The following is an 18,452-nucleotide window of genomic DNA, read 5'->3' as shown; positions in this document are numbered from 1 at the left end:
CGTCCCTGCGAACGTCCCTGCGAACGTCCCTGCGAACGTCTCTGCGGCGGGCGGGAGTTGCGGGTGCGCGCCGGTCACGACGCCTCCTTCGACGTACGGAACCTGTCCAGGCCGTACTGCTCGTGCTCGGCGACGAGCAGCCGGGTGTACTCGTGTCGCGGGTGGTGCAGCACCTGGCGGGTCGGGCCGTGCTCCACGACCTCGCCCTGCCGCATGACCAGCACCTCGTCGCAGGTCTGGGCGACCACGGCCAGGTCGTGGGAGACCACCACCAGCGCCAGGCCGGTGCGTTCGCGCAGGTCGGCCAGGAGGTCGAGGATCTCGGCCTGCACGGTGACGTCGAGCGCGGTGGTGGCCTCGTCGGCGATCAGCACGCGCGGGCCGGCCGCGATCGCCGCGGCGATCAGGACCCGCTGGAGCATCCCGCCGGACAGCTCGTAGGTGTACTGGCCGTAGACCAGTTCCGGCTCGCGCAGGTGGACCGCGCGCAGCAGTTCGAGGGCGCGCTGCCGGGCCGGGCCCCGCTTCAGCCCGTTCTTGGCGCGGACCACCTCGGCGATCTGCGCGCCCACCTTGATCGACGGGTTGAGGTAGGACGCCGGGTCCTGGAAGACCGCGCTGATCGTGGCGCCGCGCAACCGCGTCCACTGCTGCGGGGTGAGGGTGGCGATGTCGGTGCCGGCGATCTCGACCGCGCCCTCGGAGATCTCGAAGTGCGCGGGGAGGATGCCGAGTACGGCACGGCAGGTGAGGGTCTTGCCGCTGCCCGACTCCCCCACCACGCCCACCGCCTTGCCGGGGGTCAGCTCGAAGTCGACGCCGTGCACGATCTCGCGGTCGGTGGCCCGGTCGGTGATGTGCAGGCCGGCGACCTTGAGCACGGTGGCGGGTTGGGGGCTCTCGGCGGGCGCGGTGCCGGGCGTGCCCGCGGTCCCGGCCGTCTTGGTGGCCTCTTGCGTCTCCACCGCCGCCTTCGTCTCCGCGGCCTCCTCCGTCTCCGCGGTCTCCGTGGACGACGGGCTCTCGGACAGGTTCTCGGACAGTGCCGTCATGACGCGCCTCCGACCGGAGTGGGTGGGGTCCGGTCGCGGCGGCCGGCGCGGACCTTGCGGTTGTTGACCAGCGCGCGGCCCGCCTCGCCCGAGACGTCCCGGATCGCGTCGGCGAGCAGGTTGCTGGCCCAGACGGTGACCATGATCAGCAGCGCGGGAGCCACCGGTGCCCACGGCTGGTAGCTGAGGTACCCCAGGTCCGAGGCGAGCAGGCCGCCCCAGGTGGGCTTGGGCGGCTGGACCCCGATCCCCAGGAAGGTCAGGCTGGAGACGATGACGAACCCGACGCCGATGGTCTGGGCGAGCGCGACCGCGATCGGCGGGAGCACCTTGGTCCAGACGTGGCGGCGGACCACCCAGCCGACGGAGGCACCGGAGATCAGCGCCGCCTCCACGTACTGCGAGCGGGCCACGGTCAAGGTGGCGGCGCGCGAGACCCGGTAGAACAGCGGCGAGACCAGCACGCCGGTGACCAGCATGGCCTGGGTGATGCCGTTGCCGAGCAGCGCGATCACCGCGACGGCGAAGAGCAGGAACGGCAGCGCGACCAGCGTGTCGACCACCCGCAGGGTGACCCACTCGAAGACCCGGCCGAGGTACACCGACAGGATGCCGGGGACCACCCCGACCACCAAGGCGGTGACCGCCACTTCGAGGGAGCCGAGCACGCTGACCCGCGAGCCGTCGAGCAGCCGGCTGAGCACGTCGCGGCCGAGGTAGTCCGTGCCCAGCCAGTGGGAGCCGGAGCCGGCCGCGAGCGTGTGGGTGCTGGTGCCCAGCGGGTTCTGCGGCGCCACCAGCGGGCCGAAGACGGCGAGCAGCGCGATGAGGGTGAGGATCGCCACGGCGATCCGGCCGGTGGGAAGCGACAGTACGCGGCGGAACATCCGTCACACCCCCCGCTGGGACGCCGGCGTCACGCGGGCCAGCACCAGGTTGACGATCAGGTTGAAGACGACGACGAGCACGATCGACACCACCAGGACGCCCTGCACCGCCGGCACGTCGCCGGACTGGGCCGAGTCGTTGGCGAACCGGCCGAACCCCTGGAGGCCGAACACCCACTCCGTCACCACGGAGGCGCCGACCAGCGCGGGGAACTTCAGCCCCAGCGTGGCGAGCGCGGGCCCGACCCCGTTGCGCAGCACATGCCCGAAGAAGATCCGCCGCGGGCTCAGTCCGCGGACGATCGCGCCGGTGACGTAGTTCTCCCGGTAGGACGCGATGAGGCTGGTGCGCAACTGCCGGGCCACGTCGGCGATCACGTCGAAGCTGAGGGCGAGCGCGGGAAGCGTGATGTGCTCCAGCCACGGGGTGAGGCCCTGCGCCGCGGGGACGTAGCCGGCCGCCGGGAACAGGTGCAGCCCGACCGCGAAGACCTCCACGAGCACGATGCCGACCACGAACGCCGGCATCACCGAGATCAGGGTGACGAACCCGGTGATCGCCCGGTCCACCCAGGTGGTGTGCCGCAGCGCCGCCGCCGTGCCCAGCAGGAAGCCGGCGCAGACGCCGATGATCAGCGCGAAGGTCGCGATCGAGAGGCTCACGCCCAGGCCGAGGCCGATGAGCGTGGAGATGTCGGCGCCGTTGGTCCAGCTGGTGCCGAGCTGTCCGTGCAGGACACCGCTGAACCAGTGCCCGTACTGGACCAGGAAGGGCTGGTTCAGGCCCCACTGGGCCTCCACCCGGTGGATCGCCGCGGGAGTCGCGTCCTCGCCCAACTGGATGCGCGCGGGGCTGAGTCCGCTCAGCGACCGCAGTGCGAACGTCACGAAGGTCGCGACCAGGAAGACCGGCACGAAGATCGCGGCGGATCGGGCGAGGGCGGCCGGCACCCGGCCCAGCGTGTGTCGGGCCCTGGCCGCGGCGACCCCGCGGTGGCGGGCGGGCCCGGCCGGTGCCGGGCGCTCCTTCACCGGTGGCGTCGTCGTGGTCGTGGTCGTCGTCATGGGGTTGCCCCCTCTCTGTGCTGGGTGGACGTCAGTGGCCGAGGGTCACGCCGGTCCAGTCGATGTGGCCGGGGTTCTTCGGCAGGTTCGACAGCGCCTTGCTCTTGGCGAAGAGGTTCGGCGCGGAGTACGTGAAGACCAGCGCCTTGCTCCGCAGGCCCGCGCGGGTCGCCGCCTGGAGGACCTGCGGGTAGTCCGGCGAGTCGATGCTGGTCTGGCGGACCTTCGCCACCGCCGCCTCGAAGCCGGCCGGCTCGTACGGCGTGCTGAGGTTCAGCGGGCCGTCGGGGCCGAAGTGCGCGGTGAGCGTCTGGACGGCCGAGTCGCGCCCGGTGGTCCCGTACAGGGAGAAGGTCAGGTCCTTGGCGAAGAACGGCGTCGCCCAGTTCTTGTCCACCTTGATGGTGACGGTGATGCCGACCTTGGCCAGTTGCGACTGGACGATCTCGGCCTGCGGGTCCGCGGCCGGGATGACCAGGGTCAGCTTGATCGCGCCGGGCTGGTAGCCCGCCTCGGCGAGCAGTTGCTTCGACTTCGCCGGGTCGTACGGGTAGAGGTCCGCGGACTTCGGGTCGTAGGCCACATAGCCCTGGGGGAACGGCTGGTCGGTGGCCGAGCCGTAGCCGAAGGTCAGCTTGTCCACGAACTCCTGCCGGTTGACGGCGTAGCGGACGGCGTCCACCACCTTGGCATCGGTGAACGGCGCCTTGTTGACGTTGAGGCTGATGTTCTCGGCGTTGAAGCCCGGCTGCACGAACACGTCGAGGCCGGCCTTCTTCGCGGCGTCGGCCTGGCTGGGCGCGATGTCGGCGAAGTTGTAGACGCCGGTCTGCAGGCCGGAGACGACGGTGGAGGCGTCCGGGGCGGAGGTCAGCTCCACGTTGTCGATGTGGATGTCCTTCGCGTCCCAGTAGTCCGGGTTCTTCTTCAGCAGCACCTTGGTGCCCGGCACGAGTTGGGTGACGGTGAACGGCCCGGCGCCGACCGGGCTCTGGTCCAGCTTCTTCGGGTTCGCGGCCGCCTTGGGGCTGGCGACCTGGAGCACACGCTCGCCGAGCAGTTGCGGGATCTGGTAGTCGACCTGGGAGAGGTGGACGACCACGTCGAGGCCGCTCGCGTCCACGGACCTGATCGACGTCAGGTCGCCGAACAGCGCGGAGTCCTTCTGCGTCTTGGCCCGCTCGATGGCGGCCTTGATCGCGCTGCCGTCCAGTGCGGTGCCGTCGCTGAACTTCAGTCCGGGCCGCAGGTGGAAGGTGACCTGGTCGCCCTTGGCGTTGTACTCCCAGGACCTGGCGAGGTCGGGCACGGCCTTGCCGGTGGCATCGGTGCGCGTCAACGAGGCGTAGACCAGGGCGAGTTCGCGGAACTGGGCGCCGCTGCCGCTGACCACCGGGTCCCAGTGGCTCGGGAAGGAGGAGGAGGCCCACTTCAGCGTGTCGCCGCCGCCCGCGGACGCGGACTGCCCGCCGCAGGCGCTGAGCGAGGCGCCCGCGGTGGTGACGAGGACGGCGGAGAGGGCGGCCAGCCGGGTACGGCCGAGCCGCGGACGGGGGCGGAGGCGGGGACCCGCCGCGGAACGGCGGGTGGCGATGCGTATGGACATCTCATACTTTCTGTCGACGCACTCCCGACCGGGGCGGGGCAGGAGCGGCAGGGCGGAGGGCGGACCCGGCGCCCGTACCGGACCGCACCGGCCCGCGGCGCGGTCGGTACGGGCATGCCGGTACGGCTCACGAGCACGCGTCGGGACACACCTCCGCCAACGCACCACGTTTCAGGGGCCGTTGGTCAGGGCGTGGGTCGGTGGCGCGTAGGGGCGAGCAGGGGCCGGGCGGGCAGGCGAAGCGGGCCGGACGGGGAAAGGGGGCACGCCGATGCGCGGCGTCGGTGACGCGGAACGGCGGGGGCGCCGCTCGGCGGCGCGAAGGGGGGGCCGGTACCGCCGGGGGCGGTCAGGCGCCGGTGAACCGTGGGTGACGGATGGTCAGCGACAGAGGGCGCTGCACGTGCGCCGCAGGTCCACGTAGCGGCACACCACACCAGGGTGCGTCGAGAGCATGCTGCACATCTTGTGGGCTACGGCGAGCGGCTGTCAATGGACACCTTTTGATGTCTCATTCGGCGGACCGGCGTCTTCCCCGCCCCGGCCGCGGATCGGCCCCGCCCGACGTGACGCACTACACCTGGGCGGCGGGATGCAGTTCGGCCTCGGCGGGGTGCAGCCACAGCGGGCCGTTGCCGGTCTCCACCCGCACCGCGTGCGGCGGTGGCCACGGCCCCTGCGCCAGCAGCAGCCGCTCCGGGTCGGTCAGGCTCCGGTAGCGCGCGAGTGCCGCCGCCGGGGAGAGCGTTCCGCCCTCCGGCAGCCGGTCGCGGGCCGGCAGCAGGCCCGGGCACAGGTCGTCGAAGGCCGCGGCGTACTCCTCGAACGTCCGCCAGCCGGGCACCACGCGATAGCCGGCGGCCGTCCGCAGCAGCAGCGTCGGCAGGGCGTAGCGGCGGCTCCCCTCGGCGGTCTCCTTGGCGACGCCGGGGTGCGGCGAGCCGCCCTTGAGGTCGAGCACCTCGGGCACCGGGCGGCGCGCCTCCGCGCGGTCGGCGCGCACCTGCCGGAGCACCCGCGGCGACGCCGCGTCGGCCGCCAGCCGGCGCAGGTCGAGGCCGGGCGCGCCGCGTACCGCGGCCAGCGCCAACTCCGCGGTGTCGGCCGGCTCGCCGAGCACGAAGACCGTCTCCCGCAGCCGGCGCAGCACCGCCTCGGCCGTGTCGCCGCCCTGCAGTTCCGCGGCCTTGGCGACGAGCGAGGACGGCCAGGAACTGGCCGCGACCCGGCTCAGCCGCACCGCGCACGGCGCCCGGGTGTGCTCGGTGATCCCCGCGACGTAGCGCGCGTACCAGGCGGTCTCCGCGGCGGGGTCGGGCGGCGGGTCGTCGTCGTGGTCGAAGAGGATGGCGTACACCCGGCGCCAGCGGACCCGGCCGGCCACCGCGACCCGCAGCCGGCGCAGCACCGGCTCGGAGCCCCAGGACCACGGGCAGAGCGGATCGGTGTACTCCACCACCTCCACCGCCGGTTCCGGCTGCCGCGCAGCTGTCACGCCGCGCGCTTCCGGGCCGGCCGCTCGCGCTTCGCCGGGGCCAGCAGCGAGTGCAGGGTCACCCCGCCCAGGACCGCCGCGGCCTCCGCCTCGACCTGCCGCCACACCGCGGTCAGCCCGGCCGCCGGGCCGGGGTAGGCCAGCGCGGCCAGCGGCTCGCCGCGCAGCGTGATCAGCTCGCCGTCGACCGCGCGGACGACATCGAGCAGGGTGATCTCGTCGGCCGCCCGGCCCAGCCAGTAACCGCCTTCGCAGCCGCGCTGGCTGCGCACCAGTCCGGCTCTTCGCAACTCGGCCACCACGGACTTCAGGAAGCGGAACGGGATCTCCTGTGCCGAGGCGATGGCCTCGCAACTGAGCGGGCGCCCGGGCTCGCTGGCGAGTTCCAGAAGGGCGCGCGTGGCGTAGTCCGCCTTCGCGGAGATATGCATGCTCCCATCATGCCCGATGCCCCTTCCGGGCGGGGTTTTCCGCTGTGTACCGACCATTGCGGGAACATTGCCGCAGGTGAAGGCTAATAGACACCTCTTGACATCCTTTTCGGCGGCGCCCTAGCGTCCCGGCCATGAGTACGCCGCCGACGCAGCCTGGTGAAGGCTTCCATCCCCACCTGCACGACACCGACACCCCGACCCCGCCGACGTCGTCCCTGCGGGCCCGCCTGCACCACATCCGCGCCGACGCGCTGGACGGCGACACCGCCCAGAGCGGCGGCATGCGCAGGTTCGCCGCCGTCAGCGGGAAGACCGTCGGTTCGGAGAAGCTGTGGATGGGCCAGACCCACGTGGCCCCCGCGACGGCCTCCTCCGACCACCACCACGGCGAGTCCGAGACCGCGATCCATGTGGTGAGCGGCCACCCGGAGTTCGTCTTCGTCGACGACTCCGGCGGCACCCCGCAGGAGGTACGGCTGCGCACCTCCCCCGGCGACTACATCTTCGTCCCGCCGTTCGTGCCGCACCGGGAGGAGAACCCGGACCCCGACGACGAGGCCGTGGTCGTCATCGCGCGCAGCACCCAGGAGGCGATCGTGGTCAACCTGCCCCGGCTCTACGCGCTGGGGTCGGAGCCGGGTCCCGGGGACGGCTGAGCGAACCGAGCGATCCGAGCAGACCGACGACGCAGAGGAGAGCCCTGGTGACCAGTACCGAATCCCGCCCGGACGTCGCGGCGGACCTGAAGTCCGCGTTCCGGGAGGCCATGGCCGGCGTGGCCACGCCCGTCGCCGTGGTCACCGCCATGGCCGGGCCGTCCCCCTACGGCACCACCGTCAGCGCCTTCACCTCGCTCTCGATGGACCCGCCGATGGTCCTGGTCTCCCTCGACCGCGGCTCGGACCTGCTGGCGGTCATCGGCGGCAGCCGCAGGTTCGGCCTCAACATCCTCGGCGCGCAGCAGCCGGACCTCGCGATGAACTTCGCCCGCAAGGGCGGCCCGGCCAAGTTCGGCGGCGTCGACTGGCGCCTCGGCTCCCAGGTGCCCAGGCTGCCCGGCGCGAGCGGCTTCCTGGCGTGCGAGGTGGCCGACCTGGTGACGGGCGGTGACCACGTGGTCGTCTTCGGCCGGGTCCTGAGCGCCGAGACCGCGCCGAGACCGCCCCTGACCTACCACGCGCGGGCGTTCGGCACCCACACCGCGCTGGACGTCGACTCCCGCGCCTGACAGCGTCCTTGCGGCCCACGCGTCAGCACGGGTCAGCACGCGTCAGCACGTCACCACGTCACCACGCGTCACTCGACGAGGACGCTGTCGACGTTGATGCTGCCGGAAGAGCGTGTAGCCCAGGCAGCCCGGCTGCCAGACCTGCGCCGCGATGACCGCCTCCACCGAGGCGGTCATCGCGGACCGCCTGGGCCGAAGCGGCGCGCGCCCGCGGGCGGTCACGCCGCGGCGTGGTGGCGCAACTCCGCGTGCGGGTCGGCGCCGTGGGCGACGTGGTCGATGTGGACGGTGGCGGCGGTCAGCCGCGGAACGGCGTGGATCAGGGCGTGTTCGGCGGCGACCGCCAACGCGTGGGCCCGCACCACCGTCAGGTGCGGGTCGACCACGATGTCCGCCTCGGCCCGCAGCGCGTGGCCGATCCACCGCATCCGCACGGCCCCGACGCCGAGCACGCCGGGCACCTGGCGCAGCGCCTCCTCCGCGGCGTCCACCGACGCGGGGTCCACGGAGTCCATCAGCCGCCGGTAGACCTGCCGGGCGGCGTCCTTGAGCACCACCAGGATCGCCGCGGTGATCAGCAGGCCCACCACGGGGTCGGCCCAGCGCCAACCGACCGCGGCGCCCCCGGCGCCCAGCAGCACCGCCAGCGACGTGAAGCCGTCGGTGCGGGCGTGCAGGCCGTCGGCGACCAGCGCCGCCGACCCGATCCGCCGGCCGGTGGTGATCCGGTGGCGCGCCACCCACTCGTTGCCGGCGAACCCGGCCAGCGCGGCGACCGCCACCGCCCACAGGTGCGTCACGTCACGCGGCTCCAGCAGCCGGCGCACCGCCTCGTAGCCGGCCAGCGCGGAGGAGCCGGCGATGGTCAGCACGATCGCGATGCCCGCAAGGTCCTCCGCCCGCCCGTACCCGTAGGTGTAACGGCGGGTCGCCGCGCGCCGGCCGAGCACGAAGGCGATCCCCAGGGGTACCGCGGTCAGCGTGTCGGCCGCGTTGTGGATCGTGTCGCCCAGCAGCGCCACCGACCCCGACACCGCGACGACCATCACCTGGATCACGGTGGTGGCACCGAGGACGCCCAACGACAGCCACAGCGCCCGCAGTCCCTCCCGCGAGGTCGCCAGCGCGGAGTCCACCTTGTCCATCGCCTCGTGGCTGTGCGGGGTGACCATGTGCGCGAGCCGGTGCCGGAACCGGGCCCACACACCGCCGTGTCCGTGTCCGTGTTCGCGGCCGTGGCCGTGGCCGTGTTCGTGGCCGCGCTCCCGCTGGCCCGCGCGCCCGTCCGCGCGCTCATGCGTGTGGCCGTGCCCGTGCTCGTGCCCGTGCCCGTGGGTGTGCTCGCCGGCGTCCATGCCCCTACGGTGACAGCTCCGGCCGATTGCAGCCATCACCCTGATACCTGCGCTGAGCTGCTGCGATGCCGTCGCAACAACTCCTTTGTCGCCACTGGCCGCCGACCCGCCCGGCGACCTGCCCGCTCACGTCACGCGGCGGCGGCAGCGGCTCTTGACAGGGGCCGCGACGAACGTCCGCGACGCGGGGGGCTCCGGGAGGCGCGGCGAGCCGGTCGGGCTGGTGTGCGGGACGCGCCGACCTCCGGGGGCGCCGATTCTCCGACGGATCGTCGGGAGTCGAATGCAGCTGCGGAGCGGACGTTCACCCGTTGGGACGAAAGATGCGATCAACGTCATGATTTGGACCGTTTGCCGGATACGGGCGGTGGGCCGTTCGGGTGAGATGGCACCCGCGAACACGCCGCCCCCGAGTTGCCCGTGAAAGGGAAACATGAACCTCGCACACAACCGGCTCGCCCAACTCGCGGCCGTCGCGGTGACCACGCTGTCCCTGGGGACCATCGTCGCCTCGGCCACGCCCGCGATGGCGCAGTCGCCCGTCTGCGGCGGCCACGAATGCCCAAGCCTGACGCCCGCGAACCTGACGGCGAGTCAGGGCACTCTGAACCTGACCTCGTTGCAACTGGAGAACATCAGCGCGAGCGCCTCGGATGCCGTGACGGGGCAGCCGCTGGTCGGTGCGCTGGTCCGCTTCTACACCTCCGGCGGCCGCCTTCTGGGCCAGGCGTACACCAACTACAACGGCACCGCCGGCCTCGTCGCTTCGGAGAACTTCGGCCCCGGCACCATCCAGGAACTGCTGAACGGCTACGAAGCCGTCCTGGTCGGTGACGGTGTCCACACCACGGCCGCGGCGCACGCGGCGATCACGGTCGGTACGGACTGCGGCATGACCACGATGGCGCCGTGACCGCCGCCTCACGCGCGCGGCCGTCCCCGTCGACCGGAACCGGTGCGTACGGCCGTCCCGGCGGTGACCGCCCGGCGGCCGGAGGGTCGCTGACGACGAGAGGGCGGCCATGACCCCGGACCGAACCCCCGGCGCGGGGGCCGACGCCCCGGAGGAGACGGGGCTGGCGGCTCTGCGCGAGCTGGTGGCCGCCACCGGTGACCGCTTCCGGCTGTGCCCGCGACCCGGCCCCGTCCAGGAGCCCCGCACCCTCACGGTGGGAATGGCGACGTACGACGACTACGACGGCGTGTACTTCACCGTCACCAGCCTGCTGCTCCATCACGCCGAGGTGATGGACCGGGTCAACGTCCTGGTGGTCGACAACCACCCCGCCGGCCCGCACGCCTGGGCGCTCAAGCGCCTGGAGCTGGAAGTCCCGCACCTGCGCTACGTCCCCTACGACCGCCGTACCGGCACCGCCGCCCGCGACCGGGTCTTCCGCGAGGCCGCCTCGGACTGGGTCATGTGCGTGGACTCCCACGTGCAGCTGGCCCCGGGGGCGCTCGCCGCGCTGCTGGACCACATCGACACCCAACCCGACAGCGGCGACCTGGTCCAGGGACCGCTGGTCTCCGCCGACCAGCGGAAGGTCTCCACCCACTGGGAGCCCGGCTGGCACCGCGGGATGTACGGCGTGTGGGGTACCGACCCACGCGGCATCGACCCCGGCGCGCCGCCCTTCGAGATCGGTATGCAGGGCCTGGGCCTGTTCGCCTGCCGCACCGCGGCCTGGCCCGGGCTCAACCCCGCCTTCGCCGGCCACGGAGGCGAGGAGGGCCACCTGCACGAGAAGTTCCGCCGCGCCGGCCACACCACCGTCTGCCTGCCCGCCCTGCGCTGGACGCACCGCTTCGACGTCCCCCGCACGAAGAGGTCCACCGGCTCGGCCTGGTACCAGAGGCTGTTCAACTACCTCATCGGATACGACGAACTCGGCCTGAGCCCGCACGAGGCCGTCGCCCACTTCTCCGCCCTCGTCGGGGAACGGGCCGTCGCCCGGGCCGTGGCCGACTTCAAGGCCGAACAGCGCAACCCCTTCGCCGCTTTCGACGGCATCACCTGCATCAACCTCGACGAGCGCCCCGAGCGCTGGAAAGCCGTGCGGGGACGGCTGAGCGCGCTGGGCCTGCGCCCCGAGCGCCTCCACCGCCTGCCCGCCGTCGCCACGCCGGCCGACCACCAGGTCGGCCGCGCGCTCTCGCACCGCCAGGCCCTCCAGCAGGCCCACACCGACGGCCTCGACTCCCTGCTCGTCCTGGAGGACGACGTCCTCTTCCTCCCCGGCGCCACCCGGGTACTGCGCGACGCCATGGCCGAACTCACCGGCCGGACCTGGTCGCTGCTCTGCCTCGGCGGGGCCGACGGGGAGCTGCCCCTCCCGCGGACCGAAGGCCGCCGCTTCCTCGAACCCGCCGACGGCATCACCACCACCCACGCCATCGCCTACCACCGCAGCGCCTTCACCCCCCTCCTCGACGAACTGCCGGACACGATCGAGGACATGACCGGCTGGGTCCGGCGGCACACCGCCATCGACCGGTACCTGGCCCGCTGGGACCGGCCGGACTCCTACCGCACCGTCCCGGCCATCGCGACCCGCACCCACCGGACCGGGCCGGCGGTGGAGGACCTGGACGAGCCGTTCGCCTCCCCCGGCACCACCGGACTCGACGCGCCGCCCGCGCCCGAAGGAGCCCCCCGATGAAGAGCCCCCGGGCCCGCCGCGAGGGACTGCGGGCCAAGCAGACCGCCGACGGCCGCCTGGCCGTCTACGACGAGCACACCGAGCAGGGCCACCTCCTCAGCCCGCTGAGCGCCACCGTCTTCCACCTCGCCGACGGCACCCGCACCCTGCCCGACCTGACCGCGGCCGTCACCCGCACCCACCCGGCGGCCGACGCCACCCACGTCCGGGTCGCCCTCACCGAACTGGACACCGCCCGCCTGCTGGACGTACCCGCCCAGGAACCCGGCACCGCCGTCTGAGCCCGCGCCCGACCGAAGCGCGTGAGCTGGTACGGGCTCAGGGGACCGGGTCGAGCAGCTCGTCGAAGGCGGCCGGGAATCGCGGCTCGGCACCGGTGTCCGCGTCCGCGTCGGCGTCGGCGGAGGTGCCTGTGCACGGTTCGTCCCCCTGGGTGCGTGCCGTTGGTACGGGCCCGGTCCCGCGAAGACCCGGCCCGCGAGGACCCGTTCCATGCACGCCCGTTCAGCGCGGACCCGTTCCGCGGACCCCTCCCGTTCAGGCCCGGGCGAGGCGCGGGCCCGGGTTCCGCCGGCGCGCCCCGACGGCGAACGCGGCCGCGTAGACCGCGGCGGCCACCGCCACGATCGCGAAGCTCGGCGGCATCTTCGGGACCGCGTAGCTGATGGTCAGGCCGCCCCACATCTCGGCGACCGCGAGCACCGTGGACAGCGCGAACGCCCGCGCGGGGTTGTCGGTCAGCCGCTGGGCGGTGCCCGCCGGGGCGGCGAGCAGGCCGAGCAGCAGCAGCGACCCGACCGCCTGACTGGCCTCGGCCGCGGTGACGCCGACCAGCGCGAGGAAGCCGAACCCCAGCAGCCGTACCGGCACGCCCCGCGCCGCGGCGACCGCCTCGTCGACGGAGGCGAAGAGCAGCAGCCGGAAGACGGCGAGCACCACCGCGCACACCCCCGCCGCCACGGCGGCGGCCGTACCGGCCTGGCCCGCCGACAGCCCGAAGATGGAGCCGAAGAGCACCCGGACGCCTGCTCCGGCGTTGTCCGCGCCGCCGGAGGTCGTGTAGAGGGTGAGGAAGAAGGCGCCCAGGCCGGTGATCCAGGCGAAGACACTGCCGATCGCGACGTCGTCGGCCCGGCCGGACCGGGACAGGGTGCCGAGCAGGACGGCGACGGCGATGGTCGCGGCGTACAACCCCAGCCGCAGGTCGACCCCGGCGGCCAGCGCGGCGAGCGAACCGGTGAACGCCATGTGGCTGAGCGCGTCGCCGGTGAAGACCTGGGCGCGCAGCACCAGGAAGTAGCCGACCATGCCGGACGCGGCGGCGATGGCCGCCCCGGCCAGGGCCGCGTGCAGGAAGAAGGGATGCCCGAGCGCGCCGGGCCACCCGGAGGCGAGGACGGTCACAGCAGGCTCCCCGAGGTCCACGCGGGCGTGCCCGCGGCAGCCACGGCCCCGCGGCCGGGCGCCCGTCCGCGGCGCTCGCGCAGCAGGCGGACTCCCCAACTGGCCGCGTAGGCGGCGAAGGCGAAGGTGGTCACCCAGAATCCGATCGGGTACGGCGAGTAGTAGGCCACGGTCAGGCTGGTCCAGGTCACGGCGAGCGCGATGCCCACCGACGCGGCGATGCCGAGGACCGGCCGGGCGGTCAGGTTCTGCGCGGTGGCGGCGGGCATCACCAGCAGCGCGAACACCAGGAGCGCGCCGGTGATCTGGCTGGTCGCCGCCGTCGCCGCGCCCAGCACGACGAGGAAGACGGTGGACAGCAGCCGGACCGGCACGCCGCGGGCGGCGGCGACCGCCGGGTCGACGGAGGCGAACAGCAGCGGCCGCCCGACGACGGCCAGCACCAGCAGCACCGCCGCGCCCACCGCGGCCAGCACCTCCACCTGGGTCGTCGTGATGCCCAGGAAGCTGCCGAACAGCAGGGCGTCGACGCCGCCGAGGAACCCCTGGTAGAGGGCGATGAAGAGGAATCCGGCGCCGAGCAGGAACGCCTGGATGGTTCCGGTCACCGCCGCCTCCTCGCCGCCGCCGGACCCGTGGCCGGACTCGTGCCCCCCGGCCCGCGGGATGGCGGCGATCACCAGCGCGGCGCCGACGCAGAACGTGAAGTAGCCGTAGACCGCGCCGACTCCCAGCAGGGTGGCACCGGCGGCGCCCGGGAAGGCCACGGTGGACAGGGTGTGGCCGGCGAAACTCTGCCGGCGCAGCACCATGTACCAGCCGATCACCCCGGCCAGCACGGCCACGATCGCGCCGGCCCGGAAGGCGTTGACCATGAAGGGGAACGCCCACATCTGCCGGAGGTCGGCGACCGGGTTCCAGGACCAGTCGGTCGCCGCGTCAGCGATCAGCACGGAACTCCTCCTCCCCCGCCGGCGGGTGGCGTTCGCTGTGCACCGCGGGCGCCTCGGGCTGCCCGACGACGACCAGCCGGCCGTCGGAGGTCCGCAGCACCTCGATCGGCGTCCGGTACAGGCGGGTCAGGGTCCGCGAGGTGATGACCTCGTCCGGGGTGCCGGCCACCGCCCCGCCCTCGGCCAGGTACACCACCCGGTCCAGGTGCGCGAGGATCGGGTTGGCGTCATGGGCGACCATCACCACGCTGACCTTCTCCTCGCGGCAGATCCGGCCGATCAGGGCGGCCACCGACGCCTGGTTGGGCAGGTCGAGGCTGTCCAGCGGCTCGTCCAGCAGCAGCAGGCGGGGCTGCCTGACCAGCGCCTGGGCGATCAGCAGCCGCTGCTGCTCGCCGCCGGAGCACTGCCCGATCGGCCGGTGCGCGTACGCCGACGCGCCGACCAGATCGATGACCTGGGCGATCCGTTCCCGGGCGGCACGCGCCGAGCCCGGCCGCCCCAGCCCCCAGCGGTCGCCGTCCCAGCCCATCCGGACGATGTCCACGCCGCGGATGCGCAGGCCGGCGTCGAAGCTGCGCCGCTGCGGCAGGTAGCCGACCTGGTGCGCGAGCCGGCCCGGCGCGCGGCCGAGGACGGTGACGCTGCCGCCGGCCGTCGGGACCAGCCCCAGGATCGCCTTGACCAGGGTCGACTTGCCGACCCCGTTGGGCCCCAGGACGGCGACGAACTCCCCCGGCGCGATGTCGAGTTCGACATGGGACCACAGGGTGCGGCCGCCGACCCGCACGGCCGCGTCCCGCAGGGACACCACCGCGGGACCGTCCGGCGGCCGCGTGCCGCCGGCGGCCGCCCGCAGCGTGTGGTCGGCGGCCGTCGCCGCGGGCGGGACGTTTCCCCGCGCAGCAGGCGGGACGATTCCTCGCCGGCCGGGCGCGGCGTCCCCCCGCGAACCGGGCGGGACGTTTCCTCGCGGGCCGGGCGGGCAGCCCTCGCACGAACCGGCGGCCTCGCCGTCACGCCGAACGGCCTCGCCGTCACGCGGACCGGGCACGCCGTCACGCGGACCGGGCACGCCCTGGCGGACGGCCTCGCGGAGTCTGGTGAGCGGACGCACGGCTATTTGCCCGTCGCTTCGGCCAGGGCCCGCTGGAGACCCTTGAGCTCGGTGACCTGCCACTGCTGGAACGACGCCCCCGCCGGGGTGAGCGTCTCGGTGACCGTGGCGACCGGGATGCCCTTCGCCCTGGCCGCCTTGACCTGCGCCTGCACGTCGGGCGTGGCGTTCTGGCTGTTGTAGACGTAGACCTCGATCTGCTTGGCGGCGATCTGGTGGTCGATGGTGTTCTTGTCCTGCGCGGTGGGGTCGGAGCCCTCGCTGATCGCGTTGAGGAACGAGTACGGCGTGAGCATCTTCAGGCCGAGGCCGTCCGCGAGCGGGCTGACGATCGACTCCGAGGCGCCGATCGGGGTGCCCGCGTACGTCGCCTTGATGCCGGCGACCAGGCTGTTGTACTCCCCGAGCGTCTTGGTCTCGAAGGTGTCCTTCCGGGCGTCGAAGTAGCCGGCGTCCGCGGGGTCGGCCTTCTTGTAGTCGGCGGTGATCCGCTCGATCACCTTGTGCACGTCGTCCGGTGAGTACCAGCGGTGCGGGTTGCCGCCGTCCTCGACCCCGACCAGGTCGCCCACGTCGAGTTCCGTGCGCTGCCCCGAGGGGTTGGACGCCAGCAGCTTGCCGGCCCACGCGTCGTAGCCGATGCCGTTGACGATCGCGTACGTGGCGGTGGCGACCGTGCGCGCGTCGCCGGCGGTCGGCTCGTAGTCGTGCGGGTCGGTGTCGGGGTTGGAGATGATGCTGGTGACCTTCACATGGCTGCCGCCGATCTGCGCGGCGATGCTGCCCCAGAAGTTCTCCGCCGCGACCACCCGGATGACCTTGCCGCCGCCCGAACCTCCGGCGGAGACACCGGACTTGCCGTCGCCGGAGGACTTCGCACTCGTGGAGCACGCACTGGTCGCCGCCAGGGCGGCGACCAGTATCCCGCCGGCGGCGAACGTGTAGCGGCGGCGGTGCGCCGTACTGCGGGCGACGGGGCTGGTCATGGCGGTTCTCCTCGTACGGTGCCGGCAAGGACCGCGGCACGATCGGCCGCGGCCCCCTCACCGTAATTGAAAACGAATCCCAATCCCACCTCAGCCAAGGCAAGATGAAAATCATTACAGAATCTTGACCTCTGGCTCTGCCGTCCGGACTCCGGAGCCCGCCGTCGGCACATCGCCGCTGGTCACAGCGGTGTGTGGCGGGAAGGGCCGGGTCGGGCGCGGCGGCCGCGGGCCGCTCCGGAGGGGCGGAAGGGCGCCCGAGTGCCACGGGTCCGCGGCCGCCGTCCGCTCCGTGGAGGCGGCGATCGGGTCCGAGACGTGGATCGGCGACCTGGGTCCGGCCCGGCCCGCCGACGCGGTCGTCTCCACCACGCCGCACCGCCCGCCCGAACCGCTGCCGCGCCGTGCCTACCGGCAGCTCGGCGAACTCCTGCGCTCGGGCGGGGCGTTGGTCGACGGCGAGCACTTCGCGCCGGAACCCGCGGGGCCGAGCGAGATCCGCGCCCGCATCGGGCGGCTGCACGCCGAACGGCGGCGGGCCTTCGACCACGAGGACTGGGACGAGTGGTGGAGCGCGGTCGCGGACGACCCGGCGTTCGCCGAACTCGTCGCGGAACGCCGCCGGCGCGCCGCGGCCGTCCCCGGCACCAAGGACAGCAATCTGCCGCCGTCCCACCATGTGCGCCTGCTGCGGGCCGCCGGGTTCGGCCAGGCCGGCTCCGTCTGGCAGTTCGACAGCAGCCACGCGCTGGTGGCGGTGCTGCTGACCGCGGGACCACGTACGGCGACGCGGGTCGCATGACGGCCCGACCTCGACGGCGGCGCGCTCGCGACCTCGATACATGCGTACATTGCCATATGTTAATGTCGCCATAAGAGCGCGATCGCGCCTGCCCGACACCGGAATCCGACCCGGATTCCGTTACCAGACGAGGAGTGGCAGCATGACCACCTCGACCGAGCACCGGCCGCACACCGATCACGAGCACGTCCACGGCACGGGATGCGGCCATGTCGCCGTACCGCACGGCGACCACACCGACTACGTGCACGACGGACATCTGCACCGGAGCCACGACGGCCACGCCGACGAGTGCGCAACCGGGCAGCACACCGAGCACAAGGGGCACACCCACGAGCACGGCCCCGGCTGCGGCCATGTCGCGGTGCCGCACGAGGGGCACACCGACTACGTGCACGACGGGCACCGGCACGCCGCCCACGAAGGGCACTGGGACGAGCACTGAGCACCGGCCCACCCAGGTCCGCCCAGGCCCCGTCCGGACCTCACCCCGGGCCCGCCCCGGCCCCGTCCGACGCCCTACATGGGACCCATTCTCATATGTTAGGTTTTGCATATGACGGTTCCCGTGCACCCGGACGACCCGACCCTGGCCCTGCGGGCGGCCAGCGAGCTGCTCCGGGCCCTGGCGTCCCCCGTACGGATGGGCATCGTGCGCGAGCTGTCCACCGGCGGCAAGCGGGTCCACGAACTCGTCGCCGCCCTCGGGGTCAACCAGCCCCTGGTCTCGCAGCACCTGCGCGTTCTGCGCACGTCACGCATCGTGGCGACCCACCGCCAGGCCCGCGAGGTCGAGTACACCCTGGTCGACGAGCACGTCGCGCACATCGTGCTCGACGCGATCCGGCATGTCGAGGAGTGAACGGCCGGCCGGCGCTTCTCCGGCCACCACCGCCACCGAACCCACCGAGCACACCCCACATCCACCGGAGGGAAGATCCGTGAGCGCAGCCGGACAGTCCGTCCGCGGCCGCTCGACCCGGCAGCGCACCGCCGTGTCCGCCGCCCTGGACGAGGTCGAGGAGTTCCGCAGCGCGCAGGACCTGCACAACATCCTGAAGCTGCGCGGCGAGTCGGTGGGCCTGACCACCGTCTACCGGACCCTGCAGTCCCTCGCCGAGGCGGGGGAAGTGGACATGCTGCGCACCGGCGACGGCGAGTCCGTCTACCGCCGGTGCTCCGAGGACGGCCACCACCACCATCTGGTCTGCCGCTCCTGCGGACGAACGGTCGAGGTCGAGGGGCCCGCGGTGGAGCGGTGGGCCGACGCGATCGCCACGGAGCACGGCTTCGTCGACATCGTGCACACGATGGAGATCTTCGGCACCTGCGCCGGGTGCGCTTCGGAGCGGCCCGCCCCGAAGTAGTGCCCACCCGCGGGACGCCGCCGACCCGCGGTTCGCCGGGC

20 protein-coding genes are annotated in these 18,452 nt (G+C 73.2%); 9 read left to right on the top strand and 11 right to left on the bottom strand.

The genetic code is table 11. The features are described from left to right. Positions 1-74: 74 nt before the first annotated feature. From OG370_RS34460 to OG370_RS34435, 6 genes are all read right to left on the bottom strand, one after another. Positions 75-1,052 (bottom strand): ABC transporter ATP-binding protein, encoded by a 978-nt coding sequence (locus OG370_RS34460; protein ID WP_328471239.1) that lies wholly within the window; start codon positions 1,050-1,052, stop codon positions 75-77. Then, entirely contained in the window at positions 1,049-1,939 is an 891-nt protein-coding gene (locus OG370_RS34455; protein WP_328471237.1) for an ABC transporter permease, read from the bottom strand. Before OG370_RS34455 ends, OG370_RS34460 begins: the two co-directional genes overlap by 4 nt. A gap of 3 nt (positions 1,940-1,942) precedes the next feature. Continuing rightward, a complete protein-coding gene (locus tag OG370_RS34450; protein WP_328471235.1) occupies positions 1,943-3,004 on the bottom strand; it encodes an ABC transporter permease in 1,062 nt (353 codons plus the stop codon). Positions 3,005-3,035: 31 nt separating this feature from the next. After that, a complete protein-coding gene (locus tag OG370_RS34445) occupies positions 3,036-4,610 on the bottom strand; it encodes an ABC transporter substrate-binding protein (protein WP_328471233.1) in 1,575 nt (524 codons plus the stop codon). A 574-nt stretch (positions 4,611-5,184) separates the two neighbouring features. After that, positions 5,185-6,105, bottom strand: coding sequence for a DsbA family oxidoreductase (locus tag OG370_RS34440; protein WP_328471232.1), 921 nt, complete (start codon positions 6,103-6,105; stop codon positions 5,185-5,187). After that, a complete protein-coding gene (locus tag OG370_RS34435) occupies positions 6,102-6,536 on the bottom strand; it encodes an RrF2 family transcriptional regulator (protein WP_328471231.1) in 435 nt (144 codons plus the stop codon). Before OG370_RS34435 ends, OG370_RS34440 begins: the two co-directional genes overlap by 4 nt. Before the next feature lie 134 nt (positions 6,537-6,670). Between OG370_RS34435 and OG370_RS34430 the strand changes: the two genes are divergently transcribed. Next, positions 6,671-7,195, top strand: a complete 525-nt coding sequence (locus OG370_RS34430; RefSeq protein ID WP_328471229.1) for a cupin domain-containing protein — start codon at positions 6,671-6,673, stop codon at positions 7,193-7,195. A 47-nt stretch (positions 7,196-7,242) separates the two neighbouring features. Continuing rightward, positions 7,243-7,767, top strand: a complete 525-nt coding sequence (locus OG370_RS34425; protein WP_328471227.1) for a flavin reductase family protein — start codon at positions 7,243-7,245, stop codon at positions 7,765-7,767. A gap of 218 nt (positions 7,768-7,985) precedes the next feature. Here the strand turns inward: OG370_RS34425 and OG370_RS34420 are convergent, their stop codons facing one another. Beyond that, complete coding sequence (locus OG370_RS34420) at positions 7,986-9,122, bottom strand: cation diffusion facilitator family transporter (protein ID WP_328471225.1); 1,137 nt, start codon at positions 9,120-9,122, stop codon at positions 7,986-7,988. Positions 9,123-9,555: 433 nt separating this feature from the next. Here OG370_RS34420 and OG370_RS34415 point away from each other — a divergent pair, with 433 nt between their 5' ends. The 3 genes from OG370_RS34415 to OG370_RS34405 all read left to right on the top strand — a co-directional run bounded on the left by OG370_RS34415 (position 9,556) and on the right by OG370_RS34405 (position 12,063). Beyond that, positions 9,556-10,035 carry a hypothetical protein gene (locus tag OG370_RS34415; protein WP_328471223.1) on the top strand — a complete coding sequence of 160 codons (480 nt, stop codon included), beginning with the start codon at positions 9,556-9,558 and terminating at the stop codon, positions 10,033-10,035. 109 nt (positions 10,036-10,144) lie between these two features. Continuing rightward, a complete protein-coding gene (locus tag OG370_RS34410; RefSeq protein WP_328471221.1) occupies positions 10,145-11,782 on the top strand; it encodes a glycosyltransferase in 1,638 nt (545 codons plus the stop codon). Beyond that, on the top strand, positions 11,779-12,063 hold the full coding sequence (locus OG370_RS34405) for a hypothetical protein (protein ID WP_328471219.1): 285 nt from the start codon (positions 11,779-11,781) through the stop codon (positions 12,061-12,063). Before OG370_RS34410 ends, OG370_RS34405 begins: the two co-directional genes overlap by 4 nt. Before the next feature lie 256 nt (positions 12,064-12,319). Here OG370_RS34405 and OG370_RS34400 read toward each other — a convergent pair whose 3' ends face one another. The 4 genes from OG370_RS34400 to OG370_RS34385 all read right to left on the bottom strand — a co-directional run bounded on the left by OG370_RS34400 (position 12,320) and on the right by OG370_RS34385 (position 16,242). Continuing rightward, positions 12,320-13,186: a metal ABC transporter permease gene (locus tag OG370_RS34400; RefSeq protein ID WP_328471217.1), complete on the bottom strand. Its 867-nt coding sequence runs from the start codon at positions 13,184-13,186 to the stop codon at positions 12,320-12,322. Then, positions 13,183-14,139: a metal ABC transporter permease gene (locus OG370_RS34395; protein ID WP_328471215.1), complete on the bottom strand. Its 957-nt coding sequence runs from the start codon at positions 14,137-14,139 to the stop codon at positions 13,183-13,185. Before OG370_RS34395 ends, OG370_RS34400 begins: the two co-directional genes overlap by 4 nt. After that, positions 14,126-14,953, bottom strand: a complete 828-nt coding sequence (locus OG370_RS34390) for a metal ABC transporter ATP-binding protein (protein ID WP_328471213.1) — start codon at positions 14,951-14,953, stop codon at positions 14,126-14,128. The genes OG370_RS34395 and OG370_RS34390 overlap by 14 nt, the downstream gene beginning before the upstream one ends. 305 nt (positions 14,954-15,258) lie before the next feature. Then, on the bottom strand, positions 15,259-16,242 hold the full coding sequence (locus tag OG370_RS34385) for a metal ABC transporter solute-binding protein, Zn/Mn family (RefSeq protein ID WP_328471211.1): 984 nt from the start codon (positions 16,240-16,242) through the stop codon (positions 15,259-15,261). A gap of 292 nt (positions 16,243-16,534) precedes the next feature. Here OG370_RS34385 and OG370_RS34380 point away from each other — a divergent pair, with 292 nt between their 5' ends. The 4 genes from OG370_RS34380 to OG370_RS34365 all read left to right on the top strand — a co-directional run bounded on the left by OG370_RS34380 (position 16,535) and on the right by OG370_RS34365 (position 18,411). Then, entirely contained in the window at positions 16,535-17,044 is a 510-nt protein-coding gene (locus OG370_RS34380) for a hypothetical protein (protein WP_328471209.1), read from the top strand. Positions 17,045-17,186: 142 nt separating this feature from the next. Next, positions 17,187-17,489, top strand: a complete 303-nt coding sequence (locus tag OG370_RS34375; protein ID WP_328471207.1) for a hypothetical protein — start codon at positions 17,187-17,189, stop codon at positions 17,487-17,489. Between the two features lie 111 nt (positions 17,490-17,600). After that, the gene (locus OG370_RS34370; RefSeq protein WP_328471205.1) at positions 17,601-17,906 is read left to right on the top strand and encodes an ArsR/SmtB family transcription factor; all 306 of its coding nucleotides are present in this window, start codon (positions 17,601-17,603) and stop codon (positions 17,904-17,906) included. A 79-nt stretch (positions 17,907-17,985) separates the two neighbouring features. After that, the gene (locus tag OG370_RS34365) at positions 17,986-18,411 is read left to right on the top strand and encodes a Fur family transcriptional regulator (RefSeq protein ID WP_328471203.1); all 426 of its coding nucleotides are present in this window, start codon (positions 17,986-17,988) and stop codon (positions 18,409-18,411) included. Positions 18,412-18,452 lie beyond the last annotated feature (41 nt).

The organism is Streptomyces sp. NBC_00448, from assembly GCF_036014115.1.
Lineage (GTDB): Bacteria > Actinomycetota > Actinomycetes > Streptomycetales > Streptomycetaceae > Actinacidiphila.
The sequence above is the reverse complement of the archived record's forward strand: the minus strand, read 5'-3'. Positions and strand labels throughout refer to the sequence as shown.

Bases quoted from the DNA above. Each gene is read 5' to 3' on its own strand.
- OG370_RS34405 (WP_328471219.1), top strand. From the start codon at position 11,779: ATGAAGAGCCCCCGGGCCCGCCGCGAGGGACTGCGGGCCAAGCAGACC.
- OG370_RS34435 (WP_328471231.1), bottom strand. From the start codon at position 6,536: ATGCATATCTCCGCGAAGGCGGACTACGCCACGCGCGCCCTTCTGGAA.
- OG370_RS34410 (WP_328471221.1), top strand. From the start codon at position 10,145: ATGACCCCGGACCGAACCCCCGGCGCGGGGGCCGACGCCCCGGAGGAG.
- OG370_RS34385 (WP_328471211.1), bottom strand. From the start codon at position 16,242: ATGACCAGCCCCGTCGCCCGCAGTACGGCGCACCGCCGCCGCTACACG.
- OG370_RS34450 (WP_328471235.1), bottom strand. From the start codon at position 3,004: ATGACGACGACCACGACCACGACGACGCCACCGGTGAAGGAGCGCCCG.
- OG370_RS34415 (WP_328471223.1), top strand. From the start codon at position 9,556: ATGAACCTCGCACACAACCGGCTCGCCCAACTCGCGGCCGTCGCGGTG.
- OG370_RS34455 (WP_328471237.1), bottom strand. From the start codon at position 1,939: ATGTTCCGCCGCGTACTGTCGCTTCCCACCGGCCGGATCGCCGTGGCG.
- OG370_RS34370 (WP_328471205.1), top strand. From the start codon at position 17,601: ATGACGGTTCCCGTGCACCCGGACGACCCGACCCTGGCCCTGCGGGCG.
- OG370_RS34420 (WP_328471225.1), bottom strand. From the start codon at position 9,122: ATGGACGCCGGCGAGCACACCCACGGGCACGGGCACGAGCACGGGCAC.
- OG370_RS34430 (WP_328471229.1), top strand. From the start codon at position 6,671: ATGAGTACGCCGCCGACGCAGCCTGGTGAAGGCTTCCATCCCCACCTG.
- OG370_RS34445 (WP_328471233.1), bottom strand. From the start codon at position 4,610: ATGTCCATACGCATCGCCACCCGCCGTTCCGCGGCGGGTCCCCGCCTC.
- OG370_RS34460 (WP_328471239.1), bottom strand. From the start codon at position 1,052: ATGACGGCACTGTCCGAGAACCTGTCCGAGAGCCCGTCGTCCACGGAG.
- OG370_RS34375 (WP_328471207.1), top strand. From the start codon at position 17,187: ATGACCACCTCGACCGAGCACCGGCCGCACACCGATCACGAGCACGTC.